Origin of the sequence: Pelagibacterium luteolum (genome assembly GCF_900100665.1) — a bacterium.
GTDB classification, from domain to species: domain Bacteria; phylum Pseudomonadota; class Alphaproteobacteria; order Rhizobiales; family Devosiaceae; genus Pelagibacterium; species Pelagibacterium luteolum.
The window spans coordinates 160,318-179,831 of the sequence record NZ_FNCS01000002.1 but is presented as its reverse complement, the minus strand read 5'-3'; the positions used below and the strand labels follow the sequence as shown (position 1 = coordinate 179,831).

21 protein-coding genes are annotated in these 19,514 nt (G+C 62.4%); 10 read left to right on the top strand and 11 right to left on the bottom strand.

Annotated elements, in window-relative coordinates:
• Positions 1-12: 12 nt before the first annotated feature.
• Positions 13-948, bottom strand: coding sequence for an AEC family transporter (locus BLR31_RS04905; protein WP_090592826.1), 936 nt, complete (start codon positions 946-948; stop codon positions 13-15).
• 1,151 nt (positions 949-2,099) lie between these two features.
• On the opposite strand from BLR31_RS04905, the gene BLR31_RS04900 reads away from it, so the two are divergent.
• The 4 genes from BLR31_RS04900 (at position 2,100) to BLR31_RS04890 (ending at position 5,572) form a co-directional block, all read left to right on the top strand.
• Positions 2,100-3,002 (top strand): sulfurtransferase, encoded by a 903-nt coding sequence (locus BLR31_RS04900; RefSeq protein ID WP_090592820.1) that lies wholly within the window; start codon positions 2,100-2,102, stop codon positions 3,000-3,002.
• 235 nt (positions 3,003-3,237) lie between these two features.
• The gene (locus BLR31_RS04895) at positions 3,238-4,452 is read left to right on the top strand and encodes a YeeE/YedE family protein (protein WP_090592817.1); all 1,215 of its coding nucleotides are present in this window, start codon (positions 3,238-3,240) and stop codon (positions 4,450-4,452) included.
• Positions 4,449-5,000 carry a hypothetical protein gene (locus tag BLR31_RS21335; protein ID WP_143009313.1) on the top strand — a complete coding sequence of 184 codons (552 nt, stop codon included), beginning with the start codon at positions 4,449-4,451 and terminating at the stop codon, positions 4,998-5,000. The genes BLR31_RS04895 and BLR31_RS21335 overlap by 4 nt, the downstream gene beginning before the upstream one ends.
• Positions 4,997-5,572 (top strand): DUF6969 family protein, encoded by a 576-nt coding sequence (locus BLR31_RS04890; protein WP_176762514.1) that lies wholly within the window; start codon positions 4,997-4,999, stop codon positions 5,570-5,572. The genes BLR31_RS21335 and BLR31_RS04890 overlap by 4 nt, the downstream gene beginning before the upstream one ends.
• A gap of 169 nt (positions 5,573-5,741) precedes the next feature.
• Here BLR31_RS04890 and BLR31_RS04885 read toward each other — a convergent pair whose 3' ends face one another.
• From BLR31_RS04885 to BLR31_RS04860, 6 genes are all read right to left on the bottom strand, one after another.
• Positions 5,742-6,827, bottom strand: a complete 1,086-nt coding sequence (locus tag BLR31_RS04885) for an ABC transporter ATP-binding protein (protein ID WP_090592809.1) — start codon at positions 6,825-6,827, stop codon at positions 5,742-5,744.
• Between the two features lie 32 nt (positions 6,828-6,859).
• Entirely contained in the window at positions 6,860-7,855 is a 996-nt protein-coding gene (locus tag BLR31_RS04880) for a glycoside hydrolase family protein (RefSeq protein ID WP_090592803.1), read from the bottom strand.
• Positions 7,856-7,883: 28 nt separating this feature from the next.
• Complete coding sequence (locus BLR31_RS04875) at positions 7,884-8,762, bottom strand: carbohydrate ABC transporter permease (RefSeq protein WP_090592800.1); 879 nt, start codon at positions 8,760-8,762, stop codon at positions 7,884-7,886.
• 2 nt (positions 8,763-8,764) lie between these two features.
• Positions 8,765-9,850, bottom strand: a complete 1,086-nt coding sequence (locus tag BLR31_RS04870) for a carbohydrate ABC transporter permease (protein WP_090592796.1) — start codon at positions 9,848-9,850, stop codon at positions 8,765-8,767.
• A gap of 238 nt (positions 9,851-10,088) precedes the next feature.
• Positions 10,089-11,357, bottom strand: coding sequence for a sugar ABC transporter substrate-binding protein (locus BLR31_RS04865; protein ID WP_090592792.1), 1,269 nt, complete (start codon positions 11,355-11,357; stop codon positions 10,089-10,091).
• Positions 11,354-12,436, bottom strand: a complete 1,083-nt coding sequence (locus BLR31_RS04860; protein ID WP_090593653.1) for a LacI family DNA-binding transcriptional regulator — start codon at positions 12,434-12,436, stop codon at positions 11,354-11,356. The genes BLR31_RS04865 and BLR31_RS04860 overlap by 4 nt, the downstream gene beginning before the upstream one ends.
• Positions 12,437-12,758: 322 nt before the next feature.
• On the opposite strand from BLR31_RS04860, the gene BLR31_RS04855 reads away from it, so the two are divergent.
• The 6 genes from BLR31_RS04855 to BLR31_RS04830 all read left to right on the top strand — a co-directional run bounded on the left by BLR31_RS04855 (position 12,759) and on the right by BLR31_RS04830 (position 17,115).
• A complete protein-coding gene (locus tag BLR31_RS04855) occupies positions 12,759-13,082 on the top strand; it encodes an ArsR/SmtB family transcription factor (RefSeq protein ID WP_090592789.1) in 324 nt (107 codons plus the stop codon).
• Positions 13,079-13,519 (top strand): SRPBCC family protein, encoded by a 441-nt coding sequence (locus BLR31_RS04850; RefSeq protein ID WP_090592785.1) that lies wholly within the window; start codon positions 13,079-13,081, stop codon positions 13,517-13,519. The genes BLR31_RS04855 and BLR31_RS04850 overlap by 4 nt, the downstream gene beginning before the upstream one ends.
• Entirely contained in the window at positions 13,516-13,743 is a 228-nt protein-coding gene (locus BLR31_RS04845) for a hypothetical protein (protein ID WP_090592781.1), read from the top strand. Before BLR31_RS04850 ends, BLR31_RS04845 begins: the two co-directional genes overlap by 4 nt.
• A gap of 3 nt (positions 13,744-13,746) precedes the next feature.
• Positions 13,747-14,211 (top strand): DUF1801 domain-containing protein, encoded by a 465-nt coding sequence (locus BLR31_RS04840; protein ID WP_090592778.1) that lies wholly within the window; start codon positions 13,747-13,749, stop codon positions 14,209-14,211.
• Positions 14,208-14,609 (top strand): DUF1801 domain-containing protein, encoded by a 402-nt coding sequence (locus BLR31_RS04835; protein ID WP_090592774.1) that lies wholly within the window; start codon positions 14,208-14,210, stop codon positions 14,607-14,609. Before BLR31_RS04840 ends, BLR31_RS04835 begins: the two co-directional genes overlap by 4 nt.
• A 238-nt stretch (positions 14,610-14,847) precedes the next feature.
• The gene (locus tag BLR31_RS04830) at positions 14,848-17,115 is read left to right on the top strand and encodes an ATP-binding cassette domain-containing protein (protein WP_090592769.1); all 2,268 of its coding nucleotides are present in this window, start codon (positions 14,848-14,850) and stop codon (positions 17,113-17,115) included.
• 197 nt (positions 17,116-17,312) lie between these two features.
• Here the strand turns inward: BLR31_RS04830 and BLR31_RS04825 are convergent, their stop codons facing one another.
• Genes BLR31_RS04825 through BLR31_RS04810 form a run of 4 tightly spaced genes read right to left on the bottom strand, consistent with a single transcriptional unit; the run spans position 17,313 to position 19,505 of the window.
• Complete coding sequence (locus BLR31_RS04825) at positions 17,313-17,576, bottom strand: pyocin activator PrtN family protein (protein WP_090592765.1); 264 nt, start codon at positions 17,574-17,576, stop codon at positions 17,313-17,315.
• On the bottom strand, positions 17,573-18,043 hold the full coding sequence (locus BLR31_RS04820; RefSeq protein ID WP_090592762.1) for a GIY-YIG nuclease family protein: 471 nt from the start codon (positions 18,041-18,043) through the stop codon (positions 17,573-17,575). The genes BLR31_RS04825 and BLR31_RS04820 overlap by 4 nt, the downstream gene beginning before the upstream one ends.
• Before the next feature lie 2 nt (positions 18,044-18,045).
• Positions 18,046-19,116, bottom strand: coding sequence for a hypothetical protein (locus BLR31_RS04815; RefSeq protein ID WP_090592758.1), 1,071 nt, complete (start codon positions 19,114-19,116; stop codon positions 18,046-18,048).
• Complete coding sequence (locus BLR31_RS04810; protein ID WP_090593650.1) at positions 19,113-19,505, bottom strand: hypothetical protein; 393 nt, start codon at positions 19,503-19,505, stop codon at positions 19,113-19,115. The genes BLR31_RS04815 and BLR31_RS04810 overlap by 4 nt, the downstream gene beginning before the upstream one ends.
• Positions 19,506-19,514 lie beyond the last annotated feature (9 nt).

Sequence of the window (19,514 nt, the reverse complement as noted above, 5' to 3'; positions counted from 1 at the left end):
CCGGCGCGACGGCTACACCCCAGCCCCGACCATGGGCGCAAGGATGGCCATGGTGATGGGGACGGTTATGACGCCGACGACGGTCTGGAAGGCGATGATGCCGGCCATGAGCGGCGCGTCGCCGCCGAGTTGGCGGGCCATGACATAGGCGGACGATGCGGTGGGGAGGCATTGGATCAGGAGGACGACCAACGCCGCGGGGCCGTCAAGGCCGATGGCGACGCAGATGGCGGCCGTGATCAGCGGGATGGCGAGAAAGCGCATAAGGGTGGCGACGAGCACGGGCCTGATGCCGCGGCCGAGCGCGTCCCAATTGAGCGCTGAGCCGACGCATAAAAGCCCGATGGGAAGCGCAGCCTGGCCAAGAGCCTGCATGAAGCCTTCGATGCCGGCAGGGAGGGGCAGGCCTGTGAGTCGCAGGGCGAAGCCGGCGACACAACCCAGGATCAGCGGATTGAGGGCGATGGATTTGACCACGCCCAACGCACTTGGGTGCTTGGCGCCATAGCGGGCAAAGACCAAGGCGCACAGGATGTTGACTGTGGGCACAAGGATGGCGTTGACGACCGCGGCATACGCGGCGCCCGATGCGCCAAGCAGCCCGATGGCGGCAGTGACCCCGACGTAATTGTTGAAGCGGATGCCGCCCTGGACGACCGAGGTGAGGACGGGGCCATCAAATGTCGTGACGCGATTGGCGAGGACCAGCAGCACGGTGCCCAGTGTCGCCGGGATGACGAGGCCAGCCGCCATGGCGGCAATCGGCATGCCCGAGAGATCGGCGCTATAGAGCCCGTGGGCGAACAGCATGGGCAGCAGCACGAAATATGCCAACCGCTCGGCCTGCGGCCAGAATTCGCCGCCGAGGAAGGCGAAGCGCTTGAGGACGTGGCCAAGGGCAATGATCAGCGCAATGGGGAGCAGGGCGGAAAAGATGAGGGCGAGCATGGGCCGGATGCTTGTGGTTGGTGCGGTATCACTAGCGGTAATTACGGTGCGGGGCGAGGGGGTGGGGAGGGTTGCGCACCGTCATGGTCGGGCGTGTGCCGCTGGGCCCTCGGGTCGAGCCCGAGGGTGACGGTGGTGGGGTGGTTGCGTGGGGGCCACATCCGTTTGCCAAACCCTGCGGCTGTCGTCCCGGGCTAAGACCCGGGATCCAGTATGCTCGGTAGAGGTGGGTTGGATGCGGGGCAGTATCGAGCACGGAGGATACTGGGTCCCGGCGCAGGGCCGGGATGACGGTGGAGGGTGGGGTTGGCGTTGGCGTTCGAAACTGGGAGTTGGAAGTTTTGGGTGGGGAGTTTAGCCACTCCACGGCGTCATCCTCGAGCTTAACCCGAGAGCCAGGCGGGGCGGGCTGGAGCATGAGGGCGGATGTGTCGCGAAGGCGTTAGGCTGTGCCTTTGGTGCAGGCTGCTGTGCCCTCGGGTCGAGCCCGAGGGTGACGGTGGTGGGGTGGGTTGCGTGGGGGCCACATGCGTTCGCCAAACCCTGCGGCTGTCGTCCCGGGGGAAGACCCGGGATCCAGTATGCTCGGCGGGGGTGAGTTGGATGCGGGGGCAGCATTAGGCAGAGGATACTGGGTCCCGGCGCGAGGCCGGGATGACGGTGGAGGGTGGCGTTGGCGTTCGAGACTGGGAGTTGGAGGTTATGGGTTGGGAGTTTAGCCACTCCACGGCGTTATCCTCGAGCTTAACTCGAGAGCCAGGCAGCGCGGGCTGGAGCATGAGGGCGGATGTGTCGCGAAGGCGTTGCGCCGTGCCTTTGGTGCAGGCTGCTAGGCCCTCGGGTCGAGCCCGAGGGTGACGGTGGTGGGATGGGCTGCGTGGGGGCCACATGCGTTCGCCAAGCCCTGCGGCTGTCGCCCCGGGGGAAGATCCGGGATCCAGTATGCTCGGGTATGCCAGTGGCCCCTCTCGTCCAGCCAAGGGTGAAGGGCGGTGTCGCCATCGACAGGCGAAATGAGATGCTATTTGCGGCAAGGAGCGTGGCAGGCTATTCCGCTTGCGCGCGGTATTTTGATTGCGCAGACCTCGCGCTTTCATCGTCGATCAGCGATGATGGGCCCATCGAACGAAGATCATTGTGGGAGATCACATATGCGCCTTGCGCTTACTGCTTTCGCCGTCGCTGCGACATTGTCCGCACCGGCACTTGCCCAATCCGAAGCGACCCCGCTGGTCGATGCGCAGTGGCTGCTCGAGAATGCCGGTGCTGAAAACGTCGTGGTGCTCGATATCCGCGACGAGATCGAAGGCACCGATCTGGGCGAATTGCCCTATATCGCCAATTCGGTCGTGGCGCCCTACGCTTCGGCAGGCTGGCGCACGGAAGTGCAGGGTGTTCCCGGCCAGATCCCGCCCGTCGAACAGGTCGCCGAACTGATCGGCTCGCTCGGCATCGATAATGACGACCACGTGGTGATCGTGCCCTGGGGCACGGATTCCTCGGAAATCGGTGGCGCAACGCGCGTTTATTGGACGTTCAAATATCTCGGCCATGACGAGGTTTCGATCCTCGATGGCGGCTGGCGCCAGTACGACGCGGCCGGTGGCGAGCGCGTTGCAGAACTGGCAGCGCCCGAAGCTGCGGAATTTACCGCTGACGTGCAGCCCGAACTGATTGCCACGACCGACGATGTGCTCGAAGCGCTCGAAACCGGCGTTGCGCTGGTCGACGGTCGTCCTGTCGAGCAGTTCGAGGGCGAGACCAAGAGCCCGGTCGTTGCCGCGCTCGGCACCATTCCCGGTTCGGTCAACATTCCGCATTCGGAATTCTACAGCTCGGAATATGCACGCTTTGCCCAGCCTGAAACGGTGGCCGCGCTGCTCGAAGCGGTCAATGTCGGCCCGGACGAAGAGAGCATCGTTTTCTGCAACACCGGTCACTGGGCATCGGTCGCCTGGTTCGGCCTGCACGAAATCCTCGGCAATGAAAATGCCTCCATGTATGACGGCTCGATGGCCGAATGGACGGCGGACGCATCGCGCCCCGTCGAATAATCCGGTCAACCTCCTCCCTTGACCTTGCAGATGCCCCGAGTTTCGGGGCATCTGTGTGTGTACGGATATTCAGGTGATGGTGGGCTGCAAAAGGCGATGTCCTGCGCTTCCGGTACTCACGTACCAATCGTACGCTCCGTTCCGGTTCTCGGACATCACCATCTTCGCCTCACCCTCACCTGAATCTCAGCACACCCAGACAGCATCCAGCGCCCAAAAAATTTGAAAGATCGACATGTCCGACGTCGCACTCGATCGTCCCAGCTATCTGCCCAAGGCAGTGTCCGATAAGGGGCCGACCCTTGTTACCGGGCTGGGGCTCCTCATCGGCTTTATCGCCATCTGGTATCTCGTGGATCTGCGTCAGGCGACGCTGTTTGCGATTGGTGGCGGCCTGGGCGCTGCGCTCTATCATGGCTCGTTCGGGTTTACGGGCGGCTGGCGGCGCATGGTTGTCGAAAAGCGCGGGCGCGGCATGCGCGCCCAGATGCTGATGATCGGGGTGGCCGCCATTGCCATGATGCCGCTTCTGGCGGCGGGGAACCTCGGCGGGCAGACGCTGGTGGGGATGACGGGCCCGGTGGGCGTGTCGGTGATCCTCGGCTCGCTGATGTTCGGCTTCGGCATGCAATTGGGCGGCGGGTGCGGATCGGGAACGCTGTTTACTGTTGGCGGCGGGTCGGCGCGCATGCTGGTGACGCTGGCGTTTTTCATCATCGGCGCGCTGATCGGCACCGCGCATCTGCCGTTCTGGCTGCTCCAGCCCAATGTCGGGATCATCGACCTGCGGCTCGAATTCGGGCTGCCCGCAGCGATCGGGCTGACCGTGATCGCCTTGGCGCTTGTCGCCATCGTGACGGCGGTGATCGAGCGGCGCGCGCATGGCAATCTCGAAACCGAGCCCGAGCCCAAGCGCCCGGGCTGGAGCTGGCTGCTGTATGGGCCCTGGCCGCTGGTGGGCGCCGGGCTGGTCTTGGCGCTGCTCAACATCGCAACGCTTCTGACGGCGGGGCACCCCTGGACGATCACCTATGGGTTCGGCCTGTGGGGCGCCAAGATCGCCGACGCCGTGGGCATTCCGGTGGCGAGCTGGGAGTTCTGGACATGGCCGGCCCAGGCCCAGGCGCTCAATTCCTCGGTGCTGCTCGATACGACATCGGTAATGGATTTCGGCATCGTGCTGGGGGCCGGGCTGGCCGCTGCACTGGCGGGGAAATTTGCGCCGAAGGCCAAGCTGCCGATCGGGTCGCTGCTGGCCGCCATCGTCGGCGGGCTGCTGATGGGCTATGGGGCGCGGCTGTCGTTCGGCTGCAATATCGGGGCGCTGTTTTCGGGCATCGCGTCGGGCAGCCTGCATGGCTGGCTGTGGTTTGCCTGCGCGTTCGTGGGTTCGCTGGGCGGCATCTGGGCGCGGCCCCTGTTTGGACTTGATGGGTTTGCCAAGAAATGAGTTCGGGACGTAACACACTGCTTTTCGGTGCCGCGCTGGCCGTTGGAACCGCGGCAATCGCTGCCGACTATATCGCCAATCCGATCGTGAGGACGGCGGCGCCAGTTGCCCAGAGCCAGGCAAGTGGCGGGGCCGCACCTTGTGCTGCCGGGGCACCCTGTGCAGCCGGGGCGCCCGCTGCGGCGCCGTGTGCCGCCGGGGCACCGGTTGCGGCGGCGCCGTGTGCCGCCGGAGCGCCTGCTGTCGCGCCGTGTGCGGCCGGGGCGCCTGCTGTGGCGCCGTGTGCGGCTGGTGCACCGATGGCGGCTCCGCCTCCCCCGCCGGCGGCAATGCCTGAAGCGGAGGGTGGTGCGCAATTGGCTGCACCGCCGCCACCTCCTGCACCGATGCCCGAGGAGCAGACGACCGAACTGGCCGCGCCGCCGCCACCGCCTGCGCCGATGCCGGAAGCTGAGGCTGAGGCAGCGCCTGCGCTCGCGGCTCCCCCGCCGCCCCCGACGCCGATGCCGGAAGGGGCCACCGAGGCGCCCGATCTGGTGGTCGAGTGATGAGTGAGGTCGTCGAACAGGCGCGGCGCGAGATCGCTTTTTGCGAAAGCGTGCTGGCCAAGGGCGGCCTCAATGTCCTGACCGAAACCCTGCGCGATGCCGACGGGGTGACGGTCTGGACGCATTACCCGCAAGGCGATGTGTTCGATCCCGAGACGGGCGCGCAGTGGTTTTATCATTCCCACGCCGTCGATGAGCCCGAGGCAGCGATCGAGCATGGGCATTTCCACTGCTTCGTGCGGCCAGAGGGGGCCGATGGGCCGATCCACCATCTGATCGCGATCGGGGTGGATGCCTATGGGCGGCTGGTGCGGCTGTTTACGGTCAATCAGTGGGTGGTGGACGATGATTGGCTCGATGCGGAGCCTACGATCGGTCTGCTCGACCGGTTCGACGTGCACATGTCGCGGCCGTCCTATCTCGTGAACCGGTGGTTGACCGGGGTGATCGCTGCGCATGAGGGCGAGATCGTGGCGCTGATCCGCGAGCGCGACGTTCGGCTGGCCGAGCATGACACTGACGTACGGCAGGACCGCGCGGTGGAAGTGATCTCGGAGCTGCGCCTGCGGTAGGGCGCTCCCGTAAGTCGGGTTTTTGTAGACGCTCAGCGCCCCCTCATCCGACCGCTTCGCCGCCACCTTCTCCCACCAGGGAAGAAGGGAAGAGGCAGGGCGACTGCTCGACCATACAGCGTCGCTCCAGTAGGCGGTGGCTTTGGCGCGGGCCGCGTGCTTTCGGCGCCTACGCCGGTTTTACCGCATCGCCGTTGGTATCGAACAGCTTGGCGTTTTTGGCGTCGAAGCCGAGGGTTACTGTGTCGCCGAGGTGCAGGATGGCGCTGCCGGGAAGGGTGGCGACGAGTTGGTCGCCGGAGGGGAGGTCGAGGTTCACGATGGTTTCGTTGCCGAGTTGCTCGACAAGGAGGACCTTGCCCTTGAGCGGGCCGGCTTCGTCGCGGACGAGCTGGTGCGGGCGGATGCCGAATGTGATAGTGTCGCCGGGTTTGATGCCGTGGCCGGTGGCAACGGGGATCGTCGTCGAGGGAAGGGCAGGGCCTGAGATGGTGACGGTGTCGGCGGTGGCGTCCGATGCGGTGACAGCGATCAGATTCATCTTGGGCGAACCGATGAAGCCGGCAACGAAAAGGTTGGCGGGTGAATTGTAGAGATCGAGCGGGGAGCCGATCTGTTGGACGATACCGGCGTTGAGGACGACGATCTTGTCAGCGAGGGTCATGGCCTCGACCTGGTCGTGGGTGACGTAGATCATCGTCGCGCCGAGCTGGTTGTGCAGCTTGGAGATTTCCATGCGCATCGAGCCGCGCAACGCGGCGTCGAGGTTGGAGAGGGGTTCGTCGAAGAGGAAGACATCGGGGTTGCGGACGATGGCGCGGCCGATGGCGACGCGCTGGCGCTGGCCGCCGGAAAGCTGGGAGGGGCGGCGCTCGAGAAGTTCTTCCATCTGCAGAATGCGCGCGGCCTCGCGGATTTTCTTGTCGCGCTCGGGCTTTGGCATCTTCTTGAGGCGCAGGCCGAAGCCGACATTGTCGTAAACCGACATGTGCGGATAAAGCGCGTAGGACTGGAACACCATGGCAACGCCGCGATCGCGCGGCTGGGTGGTGTTGACGCGTTTGTCGCCGATGTAGAGATCGCCATCGGTGATGTCTTCGAGACCGGCGATCATGCGCAAGAGCGTCGATTTTCCGCAGCCCGAGGGACCGACGAACACGACGAATTCGCCGTGTTCGACGGAAAGATCGACGCCCTTGATGACTTCCACATTGCCGTAGCTCTTGCGGATGTCCTTGAGTTCAAGTCCGGCCATGTTGCTCCTCCAGAGGTCTGTTGAGACCGAAATCAGATGTCTGCACCGGGGGCGGCGCGCTCGGGGTGGGCGGTGAGATATCCGTTCTCGTCAACCGAGACGGGGATGGGATCGCTCACCACGCCGACGAAGGGTTCGCCTTCGCGCGTGTGGATGAAGCCCATGACATAGAGATCGTCGCCCTGTTTGACAATTTTGCCGGCATAGCGGCGGCAGGGATAATCGCCTTCAAGGAATTTGCCGGGCGCGACCGCCCACGGGCCGAGCGGATTGTCGGCGATGAGGTAGTGGCTGCCTGTGACCGGGGACTGAGGGTTGAAGGCTTTATACGCTTCCGACCAGTGCTCGGCGGCGGTGCAGAAGACGCAGTACCATTTGCCCTTGTGCTCGAAGACCTGAGGCACCTCCATCTGGCCGAACATGCCGCCGCGATAGACGGGAGGCTGGATGGTCCAGGTGTTGAGGTCGGGCGAGGTGGCAAACCCGATCGAACCGCCGGCATTGGGTTCCTCAATGCCGGGCACGCGGGCGGTGAAATACATCAGCCAGCCATCACCATTGGGGTTCTTGATGACCCATGGATCGCGCATGGCGCGGTCGTGCCAGTGGCCGGGGGTGTATTCTTCATAGTCCGGGCCTGAGATGTCCAGCGCGAGGCCGTCGCCGACACGCTTCCATGAATGCATGTCGGTGGACGTGGCGTGACCGATGCGCTGGTGCATGCCTTCGTGCTCATGGGACGTACCGGTGTAGAACAGATGCCAGAGACCATCATCGTCCTTGAGGACGGAACCGGTCCATGTGGTCCAGTCGTCAAAGGCAGGACCTTCGGAGGGGGCAAAGGTTGTGCCCTTGTAGTCCCAGTTGACGAGGTCCTGGCTTATGGCGTGGCCCTGGGTGACGTTGCGGTGGCGCAATTCGGGGTTCCCCAGGGATTTATCGGCTTTGAGGAAATAGATGTGCCAGTCTGCATCGTCACGGACGAGCCAGAAATCCCAGATCCATTGGTCGGCAAGAGCGAGGGCCATTGTTTTTGTCTTTCGTCGATAGTGCGGATTAGCCCTTGATGCCGGTGGAGGCGATCGAGGCGATGAAGGCGCGTTGGAGAACCAGGTAGAAGGCGAGGACCGGGATGGTGATCATCGAGAGATAGGCCATCACTTCGCCCCAGGCGGTGTTGAGCTGGAAGAAATATTGCAGGCCCACCATCACCGGGCGCACCTGTTCGGATTGGGTGACCATGAGCGGCCAGAGATACTGGTTGTACATGACGAGGAATTTCAGGATGGCGGCGGTGGCGAACACCGGGCCGGCGATGGGGACGATCACAAGACGATAGACCTGAAACCAGCTTGCCCCGTCAAGGCGCGCCGCTTCGATGAGTTCCTTGGGTAGATCCTTGAAATACTGGACGAATAGGAAAATCGTTAGCGCGTCGGCAAGGAAGGGGACCATCTGGACGTGGTAGGTGTTGAGCCACCCCCATTGCACGCCATTGGCGCCGATGAAGGGCAGGGAGTTGACGACCATCAGCATGGGGATGGCGATGGTTTCGAACGGAATGATGAGGGTGGCGATGATGATCGAGAGGATCACCGCTTTGCCGCGGAATTCGAGATAGGCGAAGGCGAACGCGGCGAGCGAGCAGAGGAAGAGCGAAATCAGCACGGTGACGAGCGTGATGAAGATCGAGTTGAAGATGAACAGCCCGACCGGGGCGCGGCGGAAGGCGCCGAAATAATTGTCGAGCGAGATGTCGCCGACCGGCAGGAAGGCTGCGATCGAGGACGTGTCGCGCAGCAATTGCGCGTCGGGCTTGAGCGAGGAGACCACCATGAAGAGGATCGGGAAGACGAAGATCATGGCGACCGCGATCAGCAGCGCATAGCGCCATGTGGTGCGGGCGACGTGATTGGGTTCGGTGACGGCAGCCATTTTCAGCGCTCCCGAGTGAGATAGCGTTGGGTTAAGGAGATGGTGAGGACGATCACGAACAGGATCACCGAGATGGCCGAGCCGCCGGCGATGTTTTGCTGTTCATATCCCCGCTGGACCGCCTGGAAGACCAGAACCTGGGTGGAGTCCACTGGCCCGCCATTGGTCATGACGTCGACCTGCGCAAAGAGCGCGAAGGCCTGCATCGTGATAACGACGATGATCAAGACAGCTGTGTTGCGCAGGCCCGGCCAGGTGACGAAACGGAATTTCTGCCAGGCATTGGCGCCCTCGATTTCGGCGGCCTCATAGAGCGATACGGGGATGGTCTGGAGGCCCGAGAGCCAGATGACCATGTGGAAACCGACGGCCTGCCAGATCGACATGGCGATGATGGCCCAAAGCGCCGTGCCGGGATTGCCGAGCCAGTCTATGGGTTGGAACAGGCCGAACGAGAGGAATTCGAGGAGGTTGTTCAAAAGCCCGTTGCGCCCGTCATAGATGAAACGCCAGAGGAGCGAGACCACGACGATCGAGACGACGACCGGCATGAAATAGATCGTTCGGAAGATGTTTATGCCGCGCAGCTTCTGGTTGATCATCAAGGCCAGGAGGAGGGCGAGAGCGGATTGGACGGGCGCGACCACGGCGACGAAGATCAGCGTGTTGGTGAGCGCCTTCATGAATACGAGATCGCGGGCGAGGACGACGACGCGATCATCGCCCCAGTTCCAGCCGAACCATTCCTGCATGCCCTGGAGGTGGGGGAAATCGTCATTGGCGCGCGTGAAGCTGCGCACCGTGGGGTATTGCAGCGCGCCGTCATCGTCGCGGACGACCACGCCCGCGTCGTCGGTCTCGGGCGAGAGGACGAGGGTGCCGACGCCGATTAACTGCTCGAAATTGCGCAGCCCGACGAATTCGGTTGGGTTGGGGGAAATCAGGCGCTGATTGGTGAAGGAATAGCCGAACGCCAGTATGAACGGGGCGATCAGAAAGGTTGCGATCAATACGGCGGCGGGGGCGATCATCAGCCAACCGGCAAGCGGGTGGCGCTGGAGCGATTTCTGCGGTCCGGACGTGCTCATCGCAAGCTTCCTAACGGGTTGGAGGAACCGGCCCTGCGCTGAGGGACGCAGGACCGGCAGGGAGGGACGCCGGATTCAGTGGCGGTCCTCTATCGGGTGGTGGTCGTGGCGAGGCTTCTGGATCCTCGGGTCAAGCCCGAGGATGACGGTTGGGGGCGGGGCGATCCCAAATCCCCGGTTGGTCACCCCGGGATCTATTCCCGGGGGTCCAGTGCAGCATTTGCCACACGCACAAGCGTTACTGGGCTACGGCGTAGCCATTGTTGCGCTCGATATCGGCGTTGATGGCGTCAGTCGCCGCGTCGAGCGCAGTGATGACGTCGGCGCCGTTCGAGATGTCCGAGAGGGCCTTGCGGAACTCGAGCGCCTGGAAGACGTAGCCGGGCGTTACGGGGCGCAACATGGCCTGGGCTTCCGAGAGGGCGAAGAACACTTCCAGAGGACCGCCTTCGGAGTAGTTTTCGGTCATGGCCGCGGCTTCGGCGGTCGCAGGGACGAGGCCGATGCCGTCGGAGAAGGCAGCGAGATATTCGTCCTGGATGGCGAATTCGATGAATGCGCTGGCGCCTTCGGGATTGGCCGAAGTTGCCGAAACGCCGAACTGCCAGGACGCGCCGCCGATCTTGGGGCCGTTTCCGAAATCGGGAGCGGGAAGGAAGAGAAGGTCGTCGCCAACTGCGTCGAGCGTCTGGACGCCGAACCAGTTACCATTCCACTGCAGCGCGTAATCGCCCTCGATAAAGCCGGTTTCACGATCGGCCATGTCCTGGCTAGTGCCGGGAACGAGGTCGCGATCGAACAGCGACTGCCACCAATCGCCGAACGCGACGGCTTCATCGCCATTGAGGACGCCTTCGGCGGTTTCGTAGGTCGTGCGGTCGACCATGTCGCCGCCGAACGACCAGAGGAACGGGCCAAAGGCGTAAGGATACCATTCGCCCTGATCGGCCATGCCCAGATCGAGCGCGTATTCGAATTCGCCAGACGCATCGAGGGTGACGAGGGCGGCGTCGAACTCTTCAAGCGTCCAGGGTTCTTCGAGCGTCGGGATGCGGATGCCGTATTCTTCGAGGACCGACCGGCGCGCATACATCGCGACTGCCGCGTCCCAGAGGCCGACAGAATAGACTTCGCCATTATACTCGCCGATGGCGCCGGGCAGAAAGCCGTCGAGCGCACCTTCGGAGAGTTGCAGGGGCTGCATGTAGCCGGCCCAGGCCCAGTTGGGCATGACGGGACCATCGACGTCGATGATGTCGGGCAGATTGCCCGAAACGGCGGCGGCAACGACAGAGTCGTTATAGGCGGCCTGCGGGAATTCCTCGAGGACCACGGTCCAGTCGGGCTGCGAGGTGTTGAAATCCTCGATGATGCCGAGCAGGATTTCGCGCTCAACCTCGTTACCGGCGCCGTGATACCAGAGGCTCAGTTCGGTCTGGGCGAAGGCCGGGGTGGATAGGGCAGTGGTCAGCGCCAGGGCGCCGGCCAGCATTTTGATGGTCGTCATGTCTTGCTCCTCCAAGTCGATAATTGTGCGACTGTGCTGTCGCGCGGTTCGACGCTTTCGCGCCATGCCACCGGACCCGAGACCAGTTCCTGGCTGGGTTCGTTGGGTTTGGTCGTGCCCGAGATCATCCGGATCAACCGCTCTGCGGCGCGCGCGCCCATGGCGCCATACGGCAGCTCGGCGCTGGTGAGGCGGGGATGGAGATGCTCGGCAATCATCTTGTAGTCGTCATAGCCGGCGACGCTGATTTCGGCGGGGATGGAAACGCCGCGTTCGCGCAACAGGCCATAGACGCGCATGGCCATCTTGTCGTTGGCGCAGCAGATGACGGTGGGCGGGTTGTCGACCTTGAGCAGGCGATCGAGCGCGTCCCACAAGAGGTCGTATTCATGGGCGGGATCGCTCAACGCACCGACGATTTCGAGGCGGTCGTCATAGGCGATGCCGTTTTCCTCGAGCGCCTGGCGATAGCCGCGTGAGCGCAAGGGGCGGGCCGGCTGGCGTTCGGGCAGGGTGAGAAAGCCGATGCGACGGTGGCCGCGCTTGATGAGCCCGTTAACGAGCGCGTATTGCCCGCCCACATCATCGGGCAGGATCGAGGGCGTGCCATTGGCATCAAAGCAGTTGACCAGCACCATCTTGGTGTCGCCGAGGTTTTTGGGCAGCGAGACTTCCTGGTGGTACTCGGCGACGTAGAGGACGCCTTCGACGCGATGTTCCCGGAAGGTGTTGAGCAGCTGTGGCGCGCGATCGGCATGGTTGCCGGTATCGGCGATCAGCAGGGTCAGCCCGTGCTCGGCAAAGACGCGCTGGGCGCCCTGGACGAGATAGATTTCCGGAAGGCCGGTGGCTTCGAAATGCGGCGACATGGAAATGGCGCCGGTGATCATGCCCACAAGGCCAGAGCGCTGGGAGCGCATGGTGCGCGCCGCGCTGGATGGGATGTAATTGAGCTCGCCGATGGCTTTCTGAACCGCGGCGCGGGTCTTTTCGTTGACCGGCGCATCGCCGTTGATCACTCGCGAAACGGTTTTGGGCGATACGCCCGCCGCCTTTGCGACATCGTAGATTGTAGCCACGATCTGGTCCTCCCCGGCACCTCTGATCAGCGCTCCCACGCTGATGACATCGGTGTCATGACATCGGTGTCATAAGGGAGGAGAGGGTGGGGAGTCAAGATGGATTCTTTGTGTGGGGCGGAGGCTGGGGATCGGGGGCGCGGAGGATACTGGGTCCCGGCGCAAGGCCGGGATGACGGTTGGGGGTGGGGAGATGGCGGGGAAGAGCCGAGAGGTTGGGGAGTAGAGCCGCGGGTGTCCGTCCCGGCCACTGGAGCGGATTGACAAACGTATTCCTCGTTGGCTATGGATTAACCTATAGCCAGCGAGGTATGGGTTTTAGATGTCGGATGTGCAGGATGTTTTGTTTCGGACACTGGCCGATCCGACGCGGCGGGCGATTTTTGAGCGCTTGTGCCGCGAGGGGGAGACGACGGTGGGCGGGCTGACCGCGCAGGCGGGGGTGTCGCAGCCGGTGGTGTCGAAACATCTCGGGGTGCTGAAACAGGCGGGGCTCGTGCGCGGGCGGCAGGACGGGCGGCAGACCCATTATAGCGCGCAACTGGATGCGCTGGTGCCGCTGGTGGACTGGACGCGGGAGATGGCCGGGTTCTGGGAAAACCGGTTCGACGCGCTCGAAGTTTTGCTCAAGAGGATGGATCAATGACCGATACAACCAGCGAAACCCTTTCCGTCGTCGTGGAGCGCGACATTCCGTTTCCGCCCGAAAAGATATGGCGCGCGCTGACCCAGCCGCATCTGATCGAGGAGTGGTTGATGAAGACCGATTTCAGGCTGCAAATCGGCGAAAAGTTCGGGCTGCATGGCGATTGGGGGAGCGTTGAATGCGAGGTGCTCGATATCGAGCCGCACAAGACGCTGTCCTATCGCTGGGACCATCCCAATGAAATGGCGGCGTTCGACCTTAGAAGCGTCGTGACCTTCACGCTGACGCCGACGGCGACGGGCACGCAGGTGAGGATGGAGCAGGTCGGGTTCAGGCCGGATCAGAAGCAGGCCCATTACGGCGCGCAGCATGGCTGGGTCGAACACCTCGCCAATCTTGAAAAGGCTTTGGCGCGGCACGAAGGGGAAAAGACATGAAAATCAACATGCTGGTCCGGCAATCGCATCGCTGGTTGTCGATGATTTTTATCGCGACGGTTCTTGCGGCGAGCTTTGCCGCCGCGATTGGGCAGGGGACCGACAGCGTGCTCTACTACCTGCCGCTGCCACCGCTTTTCCTTCTGATGGGGTCGGGGGTATATCTGTTCGCGCTGCCCTACGTCGCGAAATGGCGCGGCAGGGCAAGTGCGCCGGGGGCTTAGGTGATGGCTGGAAAGACTGCAAAATCGACACCGAAGCGCCCGCCACTCAAGCCCGGACCCGATGGGGTGGTGCGGCTGAGCGGGGGCAATCCGCAGATCGCCAAGGGCGATGGCGATGGGCCTGTGCAGGCGTTCATCGCCGCCATGCCGGGCTGGCAGAGCGAGATCGGGCGGCAGATGGATGCGATTATCGTAGAGGTCGTGCCCGATGTGTTCAAATCGGTAAAGTGGAACACGCCGTTCTATGGGACCGAGCCAAAGAGCTGGTTCGTGAGCTTTCACTGCATGACCAAGTATATCAAGGTGGCGTTTCCCGACGGGACATCGCTGGAGCCCGTGCCGCCAGGGACGTCCAAACAGGCCAATGTGCGCTATCTCGATGTCCGGGAGGGCGCGTTCGATGCCGAGCAGTTTGCCGACTGGGTGCGGCAGGCGAGCCGATTGCCGGGAGAAAGGTTCGGATCATGACGCCGAGTGAAAAGATCGATGCGCTGATCGCCGGGCTGGACGATTGGCGCGGGCCGATGATGACCAGAGTGCGCGACACGATCAACGGGGCGGACCCCGAGATTGTCGAAGACTGGAAGTGGATGGGCAGCCCGACCTGGTATCGCGACGGGCTGATTGCGGTGGGCGACCCGCACAAGGCAAAGATCAAGATAACCTTTGCGCAGGGCGCAAAGCTGGACGACCCCAAGGGGCTGTTCAACGGCAAGGACACAGGCGCAACGCGGCGATCGATCGATATTTTCGAGGGCGATACGCTCGATGAGGCAGGGCTGGCCGATCTGGTGCGGACCGCGATCGCGTTTAATCTGACGGCGCTGAAGAAGAATGTCGGGAAGACGAAGTCCGTAAAGTCTTGAGCTTAAGCGCTCGTGGCCATCGCGCCCTCTCCCTTGGGGAGAGGGTTGGGGTGAGGGGGCCTTGCGGCAAACCCGGTGCGTGCGGCAAGGCCCCCTCACCCGTCGCTTCGCGCCGACCTCTCCCCCAAAGGGAGAGGTTGGTTTGCGGTGGTCACAGTTATGCGTTGTCGGCACGAAGGTGGCTGGTGCGTCCTAAGGGTTTCGGCCAAACTTGATCAAACACCTCAGGACGACACCCATGACCCAGCCCGACTACGGTTCGATCGCCATTCGCGGCGCGCGTGAGAACAATCTGAAAAACGTTTCGGTCGATATTCCCAAGCGCAGGATCACAGTGTTTACCGGGGTGTCGGGGTCGGGGAAATCGTCGCTGGTGTTCGGGACCATCGCGGCGGAGAGCCAGCGGCTGATCAACGAGACCTATCCGGCATTCGTGCAGCAGTTCATGCCCCATTACGGCCAGCCAGATGCCGATCTGCTAGAAAATATTTCAGCGGCGATCATCGTCGATCAGCAACGGCTGGGCGGCAATTCGCGCTCGACGGTGGCGACGGTGACAGATACCGCGCAGATGCTGCGGGTTTTGTTTTCGCGACTGGCCGAACCGCGCCTGCCATCGCCGGGGTTTTATTCCTACAACGATCCGCGCGGTATGTGCGCCGAGTGCGAGGGCATCGGGCAGGTGGCGGCGATGGATATGTCGGCGGTGGTCGATGAGAGCAAATCGCTCAATGGCGGCGCCATCCTGCCCAAAGGGTTCGAAGTGGATAGCTGGTGGTGGGCGACATACGCGCGCTCGGGGTTCTTCGACCTCGATATGCCGATTGCCGACTATAGCGATGAGCGGCGCGATCTGCTGTTCAACCTCGACGATGGGCGAAAGATCAAGGTCGACAAGATCAACCTGACCTATAAGGGGCTGGTCCCGAAACTGCGGGAATCGCTGGGATCCAAGGATCCGGAAAACCTGCAGCCACACGTGCGGGCCGAGTATGACCGGATTTTCACGCGAAAGCTCTGCCCCGCGTGCAAGGGCGCGCGGCTCAATGCCGATGCGCTGGCGAGTACGATTTCCGGGCACAACATTGCCGCGCTGTCCGCCATGCAGGTGAGCGATCTGGCGGCGCTTGTGCGGACCATCGACGCGCCGCAGGTGGGGCCAATGCTGGCGGCGCTGGTGGCGCGGCTGGACAATCTCGTGACCATCGGGCTGGGGTATCTGAGCCTTGATCGTGAAAGCTCGTCGCTCTCAGGCGGGGAGAGCCAGCGGGTGAAGATGGTGCGCCATCTGGGGTCGTCGCTGACCGACATCACTTATGTGTTCGACGAGCCTTCGGTGGGGCTGCATCCGCATGATGTGGGTCGGCTGGCCGGGCTGATGCAGCAATTGCGCGACAAAGGCAATACGGTGCTAATCGTCGAGCACAAGCCCGACATGATGGCCATTGCCGATCATGTGGTGGACATGGGGCCGCTGGCGGGGTCCAAGGGCGGCGAGGTGGTCTATGAGGGCGATTTTGCCGGGTTGCTGGGGTCGGGCACGCTGACCGGCAATCACATCAGAAAGCACCAGACGATCAAGGACAAGGTGCGCGGCGCCAATGGCGATGCGCTCGAGATCAAGGCGGCGAGCCTCAACAATCTCAAGGACGTTTGGGTGAAAATCCCGCGCGGGGTTCTGACGGTTGTGTCGGGGGTGGCGGGATCGGGGAAATCGAGCCTGATCCAAGGGTGTCTGCCCGCAGCCTATCCCGATACGGTCATCATCGACCAGAATCTGGCGCGCGGCTCGCGACGGTCCAATACGGCGACTTATACCGGCATTCTCGACGCCGTGCGAAAGGCGTTCGCCAAGGCGAACGGGGTCGAGGCGTCGCTGTTTTCGGCCAATTCCAAGGGCGCGTGCCCGGACTGCAATGGGCTGGGGGTGATCTATACCGATCTGGCCCATCTCGATCCGATGGTGACGGTATGCGAGACCTGCGAGGGCAAAAGGTTTTTGCCCGAGGTGCTCGAGCACCATCTGCGTGGCAAATCGATCGCCGATGTGTACGAGATGAGCGTCGAGGATGCGGCGGGGTTCTTTACCGAGCCGGCCATCGCCAAGATCTTGAAGGGGCTGGCAGATGTGGGGCTGGGATACCTGACGCTCGGCCAGCCGCTGTCGACGCTGTCGGGCGGCGAGCGGCAAAGACTGAAACTGGCGGCGGAATTGGGCAAGAAGGGCAATATCTATGTGCTCGACGAGCCGACGACCGGGCTGCACATGAACGATGTGGATACGCTGATCGGGCTGTTCGACAGGCTGGTGGATGCGGGATCGACGGTGATCGTCATCGAACACAATCTCGATGTCATCGCGCGCGCCGACTGGGCCATCGATATGGGCCCGGGGGCCGGGCATGATGGCGGGACCGTGCAGTTCGAGGGCGTGCCCGCGGCGCTGGCGGCGGACACGAAGTCTTTGACCGGGCGCTATCTGTCGCGGCACCTCAATGGCGGGTGAGGTGGCGAAATTCTTTTGTGGGTGGTAAGGGACGCGCGCAACCACATAGATTTAGCCCATGACTGTACCTTCGCTGATCGCCGCGCGGCGCTTTTCCATTGCGCCGATGATGGACTGGACGGTGTGAAAAACGAAAGCCCCGGCGTGCGGGGCTTTGCGTTCAGTCGGCAGTGTCGATGTAGGATTGCGCGTAGGACTTACGAGGCTTGTAACTGCCTCTGCTCTTTCAGTGCCAAGGCACGTCGCGAATCGAGATAGTCCGCCAAATCTTGCAAATGGACGCCCTTCGCACCCTTTTGGCTGTCCTCGACGCGCACCACTGGCAAGCTGATTTGACCGGTCGCCAGCTTGACCTTGAACTTTTCGAATCCGAGCGGTGCGAAGTAGTCCCGGCATACATCCTCAAGCGGTATGATCGCCTTGCCGTTGTACTGCGCCATGAGAAGAAAAGCTGTGTTCATTCGAGTGGCTCCGGTTCACACGCTTCCACATCCTTAAGCGTCAGTTGATGCGACCAGTACCTCGACCAGAAGAACTCTGGGTCGCAGGCCAGGTCTGTGTCTTCCGGCATCTTGGCCGTCCGATAAAGCCTTCCGCTTACGCGTTTGAACAGATTCCGGCCGAAGGCCCAAACCGAACCGTCCTCATTGAGAAACCATTCTCCTCGGAAGTGGTATTCAGTCAGCTTCTCGTGGATCGCACGTTCAACGTCTATATGCGCGGTGAAAGCCCAGTGGGGCTTAAGCAGGAATGGGTTTGCGCTCTGCATGCGATTCATGCGGACGTCCAGATTGGTTGTGACGCCGATCTTCATGTGGACCGGATTTTTAGCGCAACCCACGAAGTAAAGCGTAACCAGTTTGGCACGATCAACGCGGTAATCACGTTTCTTGCCGGCGCGAACCTGTGCTGGTGTCAAGAGGGGCATGGCTACACCTCCCCCGCCTTGCGGAGTGCGCGGGCAATCTGTGCGGCGTCTGAAAGCGTTTCCTCTCCATTGTCATCTAGGACTGTTTCATCCTCAATGTCGCGAAGCGCGGCTTCAAGCTCGGCCACTCGCGCTTCAGCTATTTCCCTGCCCGCTGGTGATTCCAGATATTCATAGGCCACAAACTTGGGCGTCATGCGTTCAATCTCGGCTTCTGCCTCGCTGTGCGCATTCATCGAGCGCGCAAGATCATGACGCAACCGCTCAATCTCCCCATCCCTCTCCGCCACAGCCTTCTGTGCGGCTTCGAGGGTGACGAGGGGCTGAGCATCGGGAGAATGCGGGTCATAGAAACGTAGGCTGCTCGTCAGCGGTTCGCCTTTATCGGTTAGGGTCTTCAGGAGCCACGCCACCACCTCCATCTGCTCTCCGCTGGCAGGGGTTGGGGTGACTTCGCTTTCGTGTTTGATGGTGATCCCGTCGCGTGGGCCATCCCACCCGTTCGGGTGAGAATAGCTCTCCGCCTCATCCCGAGAATATCGCCCCGCTTCGCTGGTTTTGTTCGTGTAGCCTTGAGCGTTTGGTCGGTACCAGCCGCGCCCCGCCTTGTGGATTAGCCAGCCCCTTGAAGGATCGGGCGGCTCCTTGGTGGCAAGAGCCTTGATCTTGCGCAGACACGCCCCGCAATAATACGAGCCGACACCGCCGCTCTCGTAGTAGTGCAGGCCGCAATTCTCGCACCCTTCCGTTGCGCATTCGCCCATGCAGATATGGTCGCATTCTTCATCCGAAATCTGGGGGATAGCTTCTAGCAGATCGGCGGCTTTTAGGACTGCGGAACGCGCCCAATACGATTGGATATATTTATTCCCCGAATTTCCGTATTTCCGCAAGTCAGCAATCAGTTCTTCATCCACCACCCCCTCATCATTGGCTGATAGGCGAGAGGGGGAGAGTTCGGATAGGCGGTCGGCGGCTTTCCTAGCAATGATGGCCAGCGTATTCGCGTCAACCTTCTCAACGGGCGTGTTGAACAGTCCCCGCAGCGCCGCAATCAGTTTATCGTCGGTCATACTGGTTCTCCGGTTTGCCTATCGACCACAGTGCCGTCCATCTTGCGCTTGTAACGGGCGTGGGAGAGGGATGATTGGGGTTTCTTGATGCCGAGATGCTTTTGCCGGGTGCGGGCGCTCTTGGCCTTGATCTTCACGTCCTGCTTGGTCTTTTCCTTGTGCGGCGCGCGCAGGACGGGATAGATGTTGCTCTCCCGGTTGCCGTGGCCTTCGCCTGCCCAGTTGATGAGGGCGATGCGATGATCCCAGTCGATAGGATCACCGGGCATGAACTTGCGGCCCGAGAGGTAGCAAGTGCGGTTCTCGCGTTCCATGATGCGGTCTTTGACGCGATCCGGTATCTTGCTGTCGTCATGCTTGCCGACCCATTCCTCGGTTGCTCTAGCCATGGACGCCAT

Excerpts from the sequence above, each read along its gene's own strand:
- BLR31_RS04840 (WP_090592778.1), top strand. The coding sequence starts at position 13,747 with ATGGCTGGAAAGACTGCAAAATCGACACCGAAGCGCCCGCCACTCAAG.
- BLR31_RS04820 (WP_090592762.1), bottom strand. The coding sequence starts at position 18,043 with ATGCCCCTCTTGACACCAGCACAGGTTCGCGCCGGCAAGAAACGTGAT.
- BLR31_RS04810 (WP_090593650.1), bottom strand. The coding sequence starts at position 19,505 with ATGGCTAGAGCAACCGAGGAATGGGTCGGCAAGCATGACGACAGCAAG.
- BLR31_RS04875 (WP_090592800.1), bottom strand. The coding sequence starts at position 8,762 with ATGGCTGCCGTCACCGAACCCAATCACGTCGCCCGCACCACATGGCGC.
- BLR31_RS04850 (WP_090592785.1), top strand. The coding sequence starts at position 13,079 with ATGACCGATACAACCAGCGAAACCCTTTCCGTCGTCGTGGAGCGCGAC.
- BLR31_RS21335 (WP_143009313.1), top strand. The coding sequence starts at position 4,449 with ATGAGTTCGGGACGTAACACACTGCTTTTCGGTGCCGCGCTGGCCGTT.
- BLR31_RS04870 (WP_090592796.1), bottom strand. The coding sequence starts at position 9,850 with ATGAGCACGTCCGGACCGCAGAAATCGCTCCAGCGCCACCCGCTTGCC.
- BLR31_RS04855 (WP_090592789.1), top strand. The coding sequence starts at position 12,759 with ATGTCGGATGTGCAGGATGTTTTGTTTCGGACACTGGCCGATCCGACG.
- BLR31_RS04895 (WP_090592817.1), top strand. The coding sequence starts at position 3,238 with ATGTCCGACGTCGCACTCGATCGTCCCAGCTATCTGCCCAAGGCAGTG.
- BLR31_RS04835 (WP_090592774.1), top strand. The coding sequence starts at position 14,208 with ATGACGCCGAGTGAAAAGATCGATGCGCTGATCGCCGGGCTGGACGAT.
- BLR31_RS04830 (WP_090592769.1), top strand. The coding sequence starts at position 14,848 with ATGACCCAGCCCGACTACGGTTCGATCGCCATTCGCGGCGCGCGTGAG.
- BLR31_RS04905 (WP_090592826.1), bottom strand. The coding sequence starts at position 948 with ATGCTCGCCCTCATCTTTTCCGCCCTGCTCCCCATTGCGCTGATCATT.
- BLR31_RS04815 (WP_090592758.1), bottom strand. The coding sequence starts at position 19,116 with ATGACCGACGATAAACTGATTGCGGCGCTGCGGGGACTGTTCAACACG.
- BLR31_RS04845 (WP_090592781.1), top strand. The coding sequence starts at position 13,516 with ATGAAAATCAACATGCTGGTCCGGCAATCGCATCGCTGGTTGTCGATG.
- BLR31_RS04865 (WP_090592792.1), bottom strand. The coding sequence starts at position 11,357 with ATGACGACCATCAAAATGCTGGCCGGCGCCCTGGCGCTGACCACTGCC.
- BLR31_RS04880 (WP_090592803.1), bottom strand. The coding sequence starts at position 7,855 with ATGGCCCTCGCTCTTGCCGACCAATGGATCTGGGATTTCTGGCTCGTC.
- BLR31_RS04885 (WP_090592809.1), bottom strand. The coding sequence starts at position 6,827 with ATGGCCGGACTTGAACTCAAGGACATCCGCAAGAGCTACGGCAATGTG.
- BLR31_RS04900 (WP_090592820.1), top strand. The coding sequence starts at position 2,100 with ATGCGCCTTGCGCTTACTGCTTTCGCCGTCGCTGCGACATTGTCCGCA.
- BLR31_RS04825 (WP_090592765.1), bottom strand. The coding sequence starts at position 17,576 with ATGAACACAGCTTTTCTTCTCATGGCGCAGTACAACGGCAAGGCGATC.